Source organism: Pandoraea vervacti (genome assembly GCF_000934605.2).
In the GTDB taxonomy this organism is placed as follows: domain Bacteria; phylum Pseudomonadota; class Gammaproteobacteria; order Burkholderiales; family Burkholderiaceae; genus Pandoraea; species Pandoraea vervacti.
The window spans coordinates 2,454,507-2,466,064 of record NZ_CP010897.2 but is presented as its reverse complement, the minus strand read 5'-3'; the positions used below and the strand labels follow the sequence as shown (position 1 = coordinate 2,466,064).

Sequence of the window (11,558 nt, the reverse complement as noted above, 5' to 3'; positions counted from 1 at the left end):
CAACTGCCGGATTTCACAATAGCGACGCGAGCCTCGAATGCTATTCTTGCGCCCTTCCCGATCCCCCCGAGCCGAAGCGCTGGGCGATCGGCATCGACTCGGTAGCGAGCATGACGGGCTAACCCGACACACCGGCGGCTCGGCGGCTCGGCGGCTCGGCGGCTCGGCGGCTCGGCGGCTCGGCGGCTCGGCGGCTCGGCATCATCAGACACGGACACGAATTTCATGGGGAAAGGCATTGCTTACGGATTGGCGGCGGGCGCGCTATGGGGGCTGGTATTCCTGGCCCCGCAACTGTTGCCCGGTTTCTCGCCACTGGAACTGTCGGCCGCCCGTTATGTGCTGTACGGACTCGTATCCGCCATCCTCCTCACTCCCCTCTGGCCCCGCCTGCGTCACACCGTTACGGGCAGCGATTGGCGCGCACTGTTTCGCTTGAGCCTCGTCGGCAACCTCGTCTATTACCTGTTTCTCGCGGGGGCGGTTCAGATGGCGGGCATCGCGCCAGCATCATTGATCGTCGGCGTGCTTCCCGTGACGGTAACGCTCGTGGGCAGCCGCGACCACGGCGCCCTGCCCCTGTCCAGGCTTGTCGGCCCACTCGCGATGATTGCGGCGGGCATCGTCTGCATCAACGTGGACGTCTTTACTCATGCTTCGGCCACTGGCGGCGATTGGCGATTGACGCTGGTCGGCATCGTCTGCGCCATTGGCGCCTTGCTCAGCTGGACCTGGTACGCCGTTGCGAACGCCCGGTATCTCGCGAAGTTTGGCCACTTCACCAGTCAGGAGTGGTCCCTGCTGACCGGTGTCGCGACCGGCGTGCTCGCCGTGGCGCTGGCGATCCCGGCCGTGGTGCTGCCGCATCCGGTCGCGGTCGACGCACCGCGCGACTGGCAGATGTTCCTGATCGTGAACGCTGCGGTGGCCATTGGCGCATCGACGATTGGCAACGCGTTCTGGAACGCGGCAAGCCGTCAGTTGCCCTTAACCCTTTCGGGGCAGATGATCGTGTTCGAAACGCTGTTCGCGCTCGTCTATGGATTCATTTACGAACACCGGCTTCCGCGCTCTCTGGAACTCGCCGCTATCGTGCTGTTGTTGGTGGGCGTGAGCGCATCGGTTCGGCAACACGCACGAGGATCGGCACACTGACTGGATCCGGGGCAACTGAGCGGTGAATCCATGGCGCCATAGCGCCGTTGCGGGAAACCGTGCTCCGGCTCAGCTTCCGCGACGGCTGCTTCCGAGCCATTTCTGCCCTTCTCGGCTGCCCTCGCTGCGGACTTTCTCGACCCGACGCTGACGCGCGAGTTTCGGGTCAGCCTTGAGCGTACGATAAATCTCGACGCGATCTCCCGTCTCGAGGAGCGCATCCAACGCCCGGACCTTCCCGAACACGCCAGCTTTCATCCGCGTCAGATCCAGCTCCGGGAACCGCTGCAACAAGCCGCTGCGCTCGATCGCGTCGCGCATGGTCGCGCCCGAGGAAAGCGTCAGCGGCACGATCGTTTGCTCGCTCGGCAGTGCATAGCAGACCTCGACATTCACCTCACTTGACATACACGGTCTCCGCACGCTTCACGAAGGCATCGACAAACGTATTGGCGATATGACTGAATACCGGCCCGATCACTTTCTCAAGCAGGAAATTGGCAAATTCGTAGTGCAGGCTGAACTCGATCTTGCAGGCATTTTCGCGCAGTGCAGTGAATTTCCACGTGCCGTGAAAACGCTTGAAAGGCCCTTCGACGAAGGTCATCTGGATGGAGTGCGGGCGCTCCTGGATATTGCGCGTCGCGAACGAATGCTTCAGCCCCTTGAAATCGATGATCAACGACGCTTCCATGCTGTGCTCGTCCTGATGCCGAATATCGACACCACCGCACCAGGGCAGGAATTTGGGGTAATCGGCGACATTGGTCACCAGATCGTACATTTGCTCATCCGAGAAGTGCACGAGAACGGTTTTACTGACTTCAGCCATCGTCGGTCGGGCGAGGTGTGCTCACGGCGCGCTCGCTCTCGACGCTTTGTCGGTACGCGTGTGCCGCTGGCCGCCTCTTGCCGAGACTCTTTGTTAAAATCGCTATTTTACCCGAGCCCGACTCACCGGGTCCGACCAAGTTACCCGCCAAGGATCCATGAGCATCATCGACAATAGAAAGGCCTTCTTCGACTACTTCATCGAGGACCGGTACGAAGCCGGGATCGTGCTCGAGGGATGGGAAGTCAAGGCCATTCGCGCCGGGCGGGCGCAAATCAAGGAAGGTTACGTCGTGATCAAAAACGGCGAGATTTTCCTGATCGGCGCGCACATCAGCCCGCTGCAATCGGCATCGACACACATCAAGCCCGATCCGGTACGCACTCGCAAGCTGCTTCTCAAGGCCGACGAGATCAAGAAGCTCATCGGCAAGGTCGAGCAGCGCGGCTACACACTCGTTCCGCTCAACCTGCACTACAGCAAGGGCCTTGTGAAGTGCGAAATCGGATTGGGCAAGGGTAAGAAGCAACACGACAAGCGTGAGACGGAAAAAGAACGCGACTGGAATCGTGAGAAAGCTCGCCTGATGCGCAACCCGACATGACGCTTCATCCGACATCGCGAGTGTCGCGGAGTGTCGCGTCAACCAACGCTCCCCATGAAAAACGGCCCTTTCGGGCCGTTTTTCACGATGACTGGCGTCAAAGCCGCATGACTCGCTCAACGGCGTGTGCCTGAGTTGCCGAATCCCGTGGCGGTGCCGTCTGCGGGCGCGTTCGAGCCGCCCTCGGTGCCGCGCACAATCTTGAGCGCCGAGGCAATCATGCCGCTCATGTCCGAGAGATTACCCGGCACGATCAGCGTGTTATTTGTCTTCGCGATCTTGCTGAACGCATCGACATACTGCTCGGCCACTTTCAGGTTGACAGCCTCCATGCCACCCTGCGTCTGAATCGCCGTCGCAATCTTGTGGATAGCCTCCGCGTTGGCTTCCGCCACCGCAAGAATCGCTGCCGCCTCGCCCTGCGCCTGATTGATGGCCGCCTGGCGCTCACCTTCCGACTTCTGGATGGCCGCCTCACGCGCGCCGGACGCCAGGTTGATCTGCTCCTGCTTCTTACCTTCGGAAGCCGCAATCAGCGCCCGCTTCTCGCGCTCGGCGGTAATCTGCGCCTGCATGGCGTGCAGGATTTCCTTCGGCGGCGTCAGGTCCTTGATCTCATAGCGCAGCACCTTCACCCCCCAGTTCGCCGCGGCCTCATCAAGCGCGTTCACCACGCTGTGATTGATGAACTCGCGCTCCTCGAACGTCTTGTCGAGTTCGAGCTTACCGACCACGCTGCGCAGCGTCGTTTGTGCAAGCTGCGTGATGGCGACGATGAAGTTGCTCGATCCGTACGACGCCTTCATCGGATCCGTCACCTGGAAATACAAGATGCCATCGACCTGCAACTGGGTATTGTCTTTGGTGATGCAGATCTGGCTCGGGACATCGAGCGGAATCTCCTTGAGCACGTGCTTGTAAGCCACCCGATCCACGAACGGCACAACGATCGACAGCCCCGGCGTGAGCGTCGCGTGGAATTTACCGAGGCGCTCCACCACCCAGGCATGTTGCTGCGGCACGATCTTGATCGAGCGCGCCGCGATGATCACCGCGATGATGAAGAGAATGAATGCGACGTTGGATAACATGGTTTCCCCCGAATACGCCAACCTTGCCGGCCGGCTGGTTCCCCGTCACCCGCGAATGCGGGACTTGCTGTCTGACTGCGGCGAAACCCAAGTGTTCGCTGCGATGGTCCCATTGCGCACGCCCACTGTCGAAAGTGACAGTGGCAACGCCCGCGCCCCCGACTAAGTCGGTGCGTGAGCGACGTACAAACGGCTACCGCGAATCTCTCGGATAACGAACCATCCGGCATCCGGGGCTTCACCTGGAAGCAGCTCGACGTCCCATTCGGCACCGCGATACATGGCCCGCGCCTGACCGTCCGGTCGCCACGCCTGCACATGCAGACGCTGACCGATGTCGAGAATGGTGTTCGGGTCGGCCGAAACATCGACCTTGATGCGTCGCTGACCGAATCGGCTGCGCCGCAGCAGCCAGACGGCCACGCCGGCCACGATCGCCGCGCTCACCCATTGCAACGGCCAATCCGCCCGTAACAATGCAGCAATGCCGCCAGCTGCCACGCCCAACGCTACCATCAGGAGATAGAACGTCCCGCTCGCCAGCTCCAGCACCACGATCAATCCGGCCACGCCGAACCAAAGCCAAGCCTGTTCCATCGCCACTCCCAGACACAAAAAAACCCCGGTGTAATACCGGGGTTTATAGCATGAAACCCACCGATCGGCGCAGGCATCCCAAGATGCTGCCGCACTTTTCAGTTGCGTCCGAGATGCCGCTCGGACGCGTCCTATTTCAGACGTTTCTTGTGAACGATTACTTCGTCACCTTGGCAAGCTGCTGCCACGTTTCAACCACGGTGTCCGGGTTGAGCGACATGGACACAATGCCTTCCTTCACCAGCCATTCGGCCAGATCCGGATGGTCCGACGGACCCTGCCCGCAGATGCCGACGTACTTGCCCTTGGACAGACACGCCTTGATGGCACGGCTCAGCATGAACTGCACCGCCGGATCGCGCTCGTCGAAGTCCTTCGCCAGCAATTCCATGCCCGAATCGCGATCCAGACCCAGCGTGAGCTGCGTCAAGTCGTTCGAACCGATCGAGAAGCCATCGAAGTACTCGAGGAACTGGTCTGCCAGAATCGCGTTCGACGGCACTTCGCACATCATGATGAGCTTGAGACCGTTTTCGCCACGCTTCAGGCCATACCCGGCCAGCATGTTGACCACGCGCTCGGCCTGGCCCAGCGTGCGCACGAACGGCACCATGATTTCCACGTTCGTCAGGCCCATCTCGTCGCGCACGCGCTTGAGGGCACGGCACTCCATTTCGAACGCTTCGGCAAAGTCTTCCGAAATGTAGCGCGATGCGCCACGGAAGCCCAGCATCGGGTTCTCTTCATCCGGCTCGTAACGCGAACCACCGATGAGCTTCTTGTACTCGTTGGACTTGAAGTCCGACAGACGTACGATCACGCTCTTCGGGTAGAACGCCGCCGCAATCGTGGCGACGCCTTCGGCGAGCTTGTCGACGTAGAAGGCGCGCGGCGACGCGTGACCGCGAGCGACCGACTCCACCGCCTTCTTCAGGTCGGCGTCAATGTTCGGGTACTCGAGGATGGCGCGCGGGTGCACACCGATGTTGTTGTTGATGATGAATTCCAGACGCGCCAGACCCACGCCGCTGTTCGGCAGTTGCGCGAAATCGAAGGCCAACTGGGGGTTGCCCACGTTCATCGTGATCTTCACCGGGATCTTCGGCATTTCACCGCGCTGGATCTCGGTCACTTCGGTCTCGAGCAGACCGTCGTAAATCTTGCCTTCGTCGCCTTCCGCGCACGAAACGGTCACGAGTGCGCCGTCCTTGAGGACTTCAGTCGCATCGCCGCAGCCGACGACAGCCGGCACACCGAGTTCACGCGCAATGATGGCCGCGTGGCACGTACGGCCGCCGCGGTTCGTCACGATCGCCGACGCACGCTTCATGACCGGCTCCCAGTTCGGGTCGGTCATATCGGCAACCAGCACGTCGCCCGGCTGCACACGTTCCATCTCGCTCGGATCCATGATCACGCGCACCGGACCGGCACCGATCTTCTGGCCGATTGCGCGGCCCGTGGCCAGCACCGGGGCATCGCCCTTGAGCTTGAAACGTTGCTCCGCCTTGCCGGCCGACTGGCTCTTCACCGTTTCCGGACGTGCCTGAAGGATGTAGATCTTGCCATCCTTGCCGTCTTTGCCCCACTCGATGTCCATCGGACGACCGTAGTGCTTTTCGATGATCAGCGCGAACTTGGCCAGCTCGACGCAATCGTCGTCCGTGATCGAGTAGCGGTTGCGCAACTCCATCGGCACATCGATGGTCTTCACACGGCCCGGTTCGCCCGGTTGCGTGAATTCCATCTTGACGAGCTTGGAACCCAGCGTGCGGCGGATGATCGGGTACTTGCCGGCATTGAGCGTCGGCTTGAAGACGTAGAATTCGTCGGGGTTCACGGCACCTTGCACGACCGTCTCACCCAGACCATAGCTGGCCGTGATGAATACGACGTCCTGGAAACCCGACTCGGTGTCGATCGTAAACATCACGCCCGACGCGCCGCAGTCCGAACGCACCATCCGCTGAACGCCGGCCGACAGCGCCACTTCGGCGTGCGTGAAGCCCTTGTGAACGCGATACGAGATCGCCCGATCGTTGTACAGCGACGCGAACACGTGCTTCATGCGATCAAGCACGTCATCGATACCGACGACGTTCAGATAGCTTTCCTGCTGACCGGCAAACGAAGCATCCGGCAGGTCTTCGGCCGTGGCCGACGAGCGCACGGCGAACGAGGCGTCCGGCTGATCGGCGCTGATGCGCGCGAACTGCTCACGAATCTCCTTCTCGAGCTGCGGTTGCAGCGGCGCGTCGACGATCCATTGACGGATTTCGGCACCTGCCTCCGCGAGCGCCTTGACGTTGTCGACGTCGAGGCCCTCGAGACGCTTGGCGACACGCTCGGTCAGATTGTTGTGCTGGAGGAACTCGCGGAACGCGAAAGACGTCGTGGCGAAGCCACCCGGCACGCGAACCCCTGCGTTGGCCAGTTGGCTGATCATTTCGCCAAGCGATGCATTCTTGCCGCCGACCGACTCGACGTCGGTCATGCGCAGATGCTCAAACGGCACCACGTAGGCGCCGTCGTGTGCTGCGTTAGTCATAAAAGCCCCTAAGGTAAGAAAAAAAATTCTCGGAGGACCGGCTGGGACTGACGAGGGCCGGTCGACCTGTTGGATAAGGAATCGCGCTTCGCTCACGCTGAGCATCGTCGAGTACCAGGGGCTAGCGCCCGACGACCTGCGCCAAACCATCGCCGTTTCCCGGAACTCCCCGTCAGACGGGGCTGACCGGGAAAGACACGCGATGGTCGCGCAATTGCTTATCCAACAAGTTGCCGCTATTCTACCGTGCAATGCACCATTTTGCGATTCTGCGCATGAGCGAAGCCCCCACTCCCGGAAATTCCCCGACGCCCGCCCCTGGCACCCCCGCCGCCGCGGCCAAACCGGTCGCCGCAAGGCCCGTTTTCATCGTGTCGGACGGCACGGGGATTACGGCGGAAACCTTCGCGCATTCGATCCTTGCGCAGTTCGAGATGCGTTTCCGTCAGATTCGCGTACCGTTCGTGGATTCCGTCGATAAAGCCTATGAAACGGCGCAACGGATCAATGAAATGTATCGGACCGACGGCGTCCGCCCCATCATTTTCAGCACGTTGGTGGACGCACGCGCAAACGAGATTCTGCGCAACTGTCAGGGCGTGATTCTCGACATGTTCCAGACGTTCATCGAACCGCTGGAGCTGGAACTGGGGCTGAAGTCCATGCATGCCATCGGCCGCGTGCATCAGAACGCCGACAGCGAGGCGTACAAGAACCGGATCGAGGCAGTGAATTTTTCACTAGCGCATGACGACGGGCAGTCCAACAAGAATCTGCAAAGTGCCGACGTGATTCTTGTCGGCGTATCGCGCAGCGGAAAGACGCCGACAACGCTGTATCTCGCCATGCAATACGGCGTGAAGGCAGCGAACTACCCGTTGATTCCGGACGACTTCGAGCGCGAGAAACTGCCCTCCACGCTCGATCAGTACAAGGACAAGATTTTCGGACTTTCCATCGATCCGCAACGCCTCTCGGAGATCCGTAACGAACGGCGTCCGGGCAGCAAGTACGCATCGCTGGAGAACTGCCGCTATGAAGTCAACGAAGCCGAAGCGATGATGCGCCGCGAAGGCATCAAGTGGCTGTCGTCGACGCACAAGTCGATCGAAGAGATTGCGACGACGATCTTGCAGGAAATCAAGCTGGAGCGCGACGTCTACTGACGCCCTGCCCAAACCTGAAAGCACAAAGGGACGCCCTCGAGCGTCCCTTTTTGTTGAGCCAGACCGCGCAGTGTCAGGACAATCGCTGACGCACCGCCTCGAAAAGGCAGATCGCCGCACACGCCGCAACATTTAGCGACTCCATCCCCCCCGGCTGCGGAATGCGAACAGGTGTTTGCACCCGATCGAGCCAGTGCGGCGACACCCCCGCCCCTTCATTCCCGAACACCCACGCCACCGGCGCACGCAAATCCTGCTCGTAAAGCGACGTGCTCGCCTGCAAGCTGGTCGCCAGCAACGGCACCGCAAGGCGCGGTGCGAGCGAATCCGGCGTGCAATGTTCGACGATATTCAACGCGAAATGGGCTCCCATCCCGGCGCGCAGCACTTTGCTCGACCATGTCAGTGCCGTACCGGACATGCAGTACACGTCGCGCACCCCCGCCGCTGCCGCGCTACGCAGAATGGAGCCAACGTTACCCGCGTCTTGCACCGCGTCGAGAATGACGCAGTCGGTAATCTGCGCCGCCGGCAACTGGCCGGATGGCATTTCCACGACGAACAGCAGCGACACACCGTTGACGAGTGTCGAAAGCGGCTCGAACAACGCCTCGGGCAGGCACACGCGGCGATCTGCGTCGACGCGCGCCCAGATCTGCGCGACCTCATCGTTCACCAACGCCGACTCCGCCGCCACGCAGACAAGCGGCTGGCCCAATGCGCCGAGATAAGCATCGGCCAGGTGCACGCCTTCGAGCAGCGTCTGACCGACCTTGCGACGCTGCTGATTCGACTGCGCCAGTTGCTTCAGACGCTTGTAGAACGGGTTGTCTTTGGAACTGATGAGCTTCATGACGAACGGACCACGCGCGACACCGTGAGCGTGCCGAAAATTTCAAACGCCTCACGCACCGGCGCAAACGACTGACGATGATGCGGACTCGGGCCATGCGCGCGCAATGCTTCGAGATGCCTCGGCGTGCCGTAACCGACGTGCTCGTCGAAACCATACTGCGGAAATTCTTCGTGCAACGCGGTCAACTGGCGATCGCGCGTGACCTTCGCCAGAATCGACGCCGCAGAAATCGCCGGCACCTTGTCGTCGCCTTTGATGACGGCCTCGGCGCGCATTGGCAAGACGGGGCAACGATTGCCATCGATGAGCGCGAGCGTCGGCACACGCGAGAGCCCGTTCACCGCGCGTTGCATTGCGAGCATGGTGGCATGGAGGATATTGAGCGAATCGATCTCGGCCACGCTCGCCTCGGCGATACAAAACGCCAGCGACCGCTCGACGATTTCCTCATAAAGTGCCTCGCGACGCAGCGCCGTCAGCTTCTTCGAGTCGGCAAGTCCCTTGATCGGACGCGACGGGTCGAGAATGACGGCCGCCGTGACGACCGGACCGGCAAGCGGCCCACGCCCCACCTCGTCGACCCCGCATGTCAGATCAGCGGCGACGTCGGCAAACAGGTCGAACACCATTTGCGGCGGCGTGGCCTTGGAGCGTGCACGCGTGCGCGACTCGGAGGCGCCTCCACCATCGCTCGACGTCGATTTGCGTACGGGACGACGCACCTTCACGTCTTCGCTCATATCCGCCCCTTTTCCCTCAGCACGCGCTCGATCACCTCTGCCGAACGTGCCGCCGTGTTTTGACGAAGCTGTTCATGGATCTTGGTAAAGCGCGCTTGCAGAGATTCGCGAAGCGCGGGGTCAGTCAACTGTTGCCATACGGCGTCTGCCAGGGCTTGCGGCGTCGCGAAATGTTGCAACAGCTCGGGCACAACGGACTCACCGCACAAAATATTGGGCAAACCCACGTACGGCAAATAACCCTGACGTTTCATAATCTGCGCAGTCAGCCAGGGCACCTTGTACGAGATCACCATCGGCTTCTTGTACAGCGCCGCTTCAAGCGTTGCCGTTCCACTCGCGAGCAACACGCTGTCGGCGGCCTCCAATGCGAGCGGTGCACGTCCCTCGATCACGGTGAGATGAAGGTCGCTGTGCGCATCGAAAATTGGCTGCATCAACGCGCGCAGGCGCGGCGTTGCCGCTGGCAGTACGAATCGAATCGACGGATCTCGCGCGGCGAGCAAACGCATCGCGGCAAAAAACACCGGCGTCAGTCGCTGTACCTCGGATGTGCGGCTGCCCGGGAGAATCGCAACGACCGGACCATCGCCGGCGAGCCCCAGTTTGGCTCGCGCCCCCGCAACATCCGGCACCATCGGAATCTTGTCGGCCATCGGGTGACCGACGAACGTCGCGTCGATGCCAGCACGGTGATAGATCTCCGGCTCGAAGGGAAACAAGCACAGCATGTGATCCACCGCGCGCTTGATCTTCTTGATCCGTCCGCCGCGCCACGCCCAAATCGACGGACTCACGAAGTGAATCGTGGGAATGCCTGCCTCGCGCAGCTTGATTTCGAGATCGAAGTTGAAATCGGGCGCATCGAAGCCAACGAACGCCAGCGGCTTCTCAGCCAACCAGCGCTCACGCAATTGCTTGCGGATCGAGAGGATTTCGCGCAGATGCTTGATGACTTCGACATAGCCCATGACGGAGAGCTTGTCGATGGGCCAATAGGCATCGAAGTCCTCTTCCGCCATGTGCGGACCACCGACACCGGCGTACGCGATGTCGGACGGAAGGCTCTGCTTGAGACCGGCAAGCACGTTGCCGGCAATGAGATCGCCTGACAGCTCCCCGGCCACCATCGCCAGGGTTCGCTGGCCGGCGCCGGGAAGGGTCGGCGACATAGGTCAGCGCACGATACCGCGCGTGCTTGCGTTGAGGAAGTCGAGCAGTGCGCGCACCGCCTCGAAAACGTCCGGTGCACCGGCATTGCCGAAGGCTTCAATCTGCACCTTCGCCTCGTCGAGCGTCAACCCGCTCTTGTAAAGGAGCTTGTACGCATGGCGCAACGCCGTAATCGCATCGGCGGTGAAGCCGCGACGGCGCAAGCCTTCGACGTTGATACCGTAGGGCACTGCGCGGTCGCCCGACGCAATGACAAACGGCGGAACATCCTGCACCAGCACCGAGGCGCCCCCGACCATCGAGTGAGCGCCAATGCGCACAAACTGATGCACGCCAGTCATACCGCCAATGATCGCCCAGTCATCGACATGGACATGCCCGGCCAGTTGCGCGTTGCTCGAGAACACCGTGTGATTGGCCACATGGCAATCGTGCGCGATGTGCACATAAGCCATGATCCAGTTGTCGTTGCCGACACTCGTCAGGCCACCGTCCTGCACCGTGCCGGTGTGGATGGTCGTGAATTCGCGAATGGTATTGCGATCACCGATGACGAGCTTGGTCGGCTCGCCCGCATACTTCATATCCTGCGGATTTCCGCCGATCGATGCGAACGGGCCGATCTTGTTGCCCTCGCCCAGCGTCGTGTGACCGTCGACGACCGTATGCGCGAGAATTTGCGAACCCGCACCGATCGTCACGTTCGGACCGACGATCGCGTAAGGACCGACGACGACGTCGCTCGCCAGTTGCGCCTTCGGATCGACGACTGCAGTGGAATGAATGTTCGTCATGA

The 11,558-nt window shown here is 61.2% G+C and carries 12 protein-coding genes; 3 read left to right on the top strand and 9 right to left on the bottom strand.

The genetic code is table 11. The features are described 5' to 3' along the window. Positions 1-225: 225 nt before the first annotated feature. Positions 226-1,155: a DMT family transporter gene (locus UC34_RS11145; RefSeq protein WP_044455603.1), complete on the top strand. Its 930-nt coding sequence runs from the start codon at positions 226-228 to the stop codon at positions 1,153-1,155. A gap of 69 nt (positions 1,156-1,224) precedes the next feature. Here UC34_RS11145 and UC34_RS11140 read toward each other — a convergent pair whose 3' ends face one another. After that, positions 1,225-1,563: an RnfH family protein gene (locus UC34_RS11140; protein ID WP_044455602.1), complete on the bottom strand. Its 339-nt coding sequence runs from the start codon at positions 1,561-1,563 to the stop codon at positions 1,225-1,227. Beyond that, on the bottom strand, positions 1,553-1,987 hold the full coding sequence (locus UC34_RS11135) for a type II toxin-antitoxin system RatA family toxin (RefSeq protein WP_044455601.1): 435 nt from the start codon (positions 1,985-1,987) through the stop codon (positions 1,553-1,555). The genes UC34_RS11140 and UC34_RS11135 overlap by 11 nt, the downstream gene beginning before the upstream one ends. Positions 1,988-2,144: 157 nt before the next feature. Here UC34_RS11135 and smpB point away from each other — a divergent pair, with 157 nt between their 5' ends. Beyond that, complete coding sequence (gene smpB, locus UC34_RS11130; protein ID WP_044455600.1) at positions 2,145-2,591, top strand: SsrA-binding protein SmpB; 447 nt, start codon at positions 2,145-2,147, stop codon at positions 2,589-2,591. A 116-nt stretch (positions 2,592-2,707) separates the two neighbouring features. On the opposite strand, the gene UC34_RS11125 is transcribed toward smpB, so the two are convergent. From UC34_RS11125 to ppsA, 3 genes are all read right to left on the bottom strand, one after another. Continuing rightward, a complete protein-coding gene (locus UC34_RS11125) occupies positions 2,708-3,682 on the bottom strand; it encodes an SPFH domain-containing protein (protein ID WP_044455599.1) in 975 nt (324 codons plus the stop codon). A gap of 162 nt (positions 3,683-3,844) precedes the next feature. Then, positions 3,845-4,279: an NfeD family protein gene (locus UC34_RS11120; RefSeq protein ID WP_044455598.1), complete on the bottom strand. Its 435-nt coding sequence runs from the start codon at positions 4,277-4,279 to the stop codon at positions 3,845-3,847. A gap of 157 nt (positions 4,280-4,436) precedes the next feature. Then, complete coding sequence (ppsA, locus tag UC34_RS11115; protein ID WP_044455597.1) at positions 4,437-6,827, bottom strand: phosphoenolpyruvate synthase; 2,391 nt, start codon at positions 6,825-6,827, stop codon at positions 4,437-4,439. A gap of 275 nt (positions 6,828-7,102) precedes the next feature. Between ppsA and ppsR the strand changes: the two genes are divergently transcribed. Next, positions 7,103-7,993 (top strand): posphoenolpyruvate synthetase regulatory kinase/phosphorylase PpsR, encoded by an 891-nt coding sequence (gene ppsR / locus UC34_RS11110; RefSeq protein WP_084070999.1) that lies wholly within the window; start codon positions 7,103-7,105, stop codon positions 7,991-7,993. A 73-nt stretch (positions 7,994-8,066) separates the two neighbouring features. Here ppsR and UC34_RS11105 read toward each other — a convergent pair whose 3' ends face one another. The 4 genes from UC34_RS11105 to lpxA all read right to left on the bottom strand — a co-directional run bounded on the left by UC34_RS11105 (position 8,067) and on the right by lpxA (position 11,556). Continuing rightward, positions 8,067-8,846, bottom strand: a complete 780-nt coding sequence (locus tag UC34_RS11105; protein WP_044455596.1) for a TrmH family RNA methyltransferase — start codon at positions 8,844-8,846, stop codon at positions 8,067-8,069. Next, positions 8,843-9,478 (bottom strand): ribonuclease HII, encoded by a 636-nt coding sequence (rnhB, locus tag UC34_RS11100; RefSeq protein WP_044458016.1) that lies wholly within the window; start codon positions 9,476-9,478, stop codon positions 8,843-8,845. The genes UC34_RS11105 and rnhB overlap by 4 nt, the downstream gene beginning before the upstream one ends. Positions 9,479-9,585: 107 nt before the next feature. Further along, positions 9,586-10,761, bottom strand: a complete 1,176-nt coding sequence (lpxB, locus tag UC34_RS11095) for a lipid-A-disaccharide synthase (protein WP_044455595.1) — start codon at positions 10,759-10,761, stop codon at positions 9,586-9,588. Between the two features lie 3 nt (positions 10,762-10,764). Then, the gene (lpxA, locus tag UC34_RS11090; RefSeq protein WP_044455594.1) at positions 10,765-11,556 is read right to left on the bottom strand and encodes an acyl-ACP--UDP-N-acetylglucosamine O-acyltransferase; all 792 of its coding nucleotides are present in this window, start codon (positions 11,554-11,556) and stop codon (positions 10,765-10,767) included. Positions 11,557-11,558 lie beyond the last annotated feature (2 nt).

What these genes read in the sequence shown, in the direction of transcription:
- UC34_RS11145 (WP_044455603.1), top strand. Translation starts at nt 226, where the DNA reads ATGGGGAAAGGCATTGCTTACGGATTGGCGGCGGGCGCGCTATGGGGG.
- UC34_RS11140 (WP_044455602.1), bottom strand. Translation starts at nt 1,563, where the DNA reads ATGTCAAGTGAGGTGAATGTCGAGGTCTGCTATGCACTGCCGAGCGAG.
- UC34_RS11135 (WP_044455601.1), bottom strand. Translation starts at nt 1,987, where the DNA reads ATGGCTGAAGTCAGTAAAACCGTTCTCGTGCACTTCTCGGATGAGCAA.
- smpB (WP_044455600.1), top strand. Translation starts at nt 2,145, where the DNA reads ATGAGCATCATCGACAATAGAAAGGCCTTCTTCGACTACTTCATCGAG.
- UC34_RS11125 (WP_044455599.1), bottom strand. Translation starts at nt 3,682, where the DNA reads ATGTTATCCAACGTCGCATTCATTCTCTTCATCATCGCGGTGATCATC.
- UC34_RS11120 (WP_044455598.1), bottom strand. Translation starts at nt 4,279, where the DNA reads ATGGAACAGGCTTGGCTTTGGTTCGGCGTGGCCGGATTGATCGTGGTG.
- ppsA (WP_044455597.1), bottom strand. Translation starts at nt 6,827, where the DNA reads ATGACTAACGCAGCACACGACGGCGCCTACGTGGTGCCGTTTGAGCAT.
- ppsR (WP_084070999.1), top strand. Translation starts at nt 7,103, where the DNA reads ATGAGCGAAGCCCCCACTCCCGGAAATTCCCCGACGCCCGCCCCTGGC.
- UC34_RS11105 (WP_044455596.1), bottom strand. Translation starts at nt 8,846, where the DNA reads ATGAAGCTCATCAGTTCCAAAGACAACCCGTTCTACAAGCGTCTGAAG.
- rnhB (WP_044458016.1), bottom strand. Translation starts at nt 9,478, where the DNA reads ATGGTGTTCGACCTGTTTGCCGACGTCGCCGCTGATCTGACATGCGGG.
- lpxB (WP_044455595.1), bottom strand. Translation starts at nt 10,761, where the DNA reads ATGTCGCCGACCCTTCCCGGCGCCGGCCAGCGAACCCTGGCGATGGTG.
- lpxA (WP_044455594.1), bottom strand. Translation starts at nt 11,556, where the DNA reads ATGACGAACATTCATTCCACTGCAGTCGTCGATCCGAAGGCGCAACTG.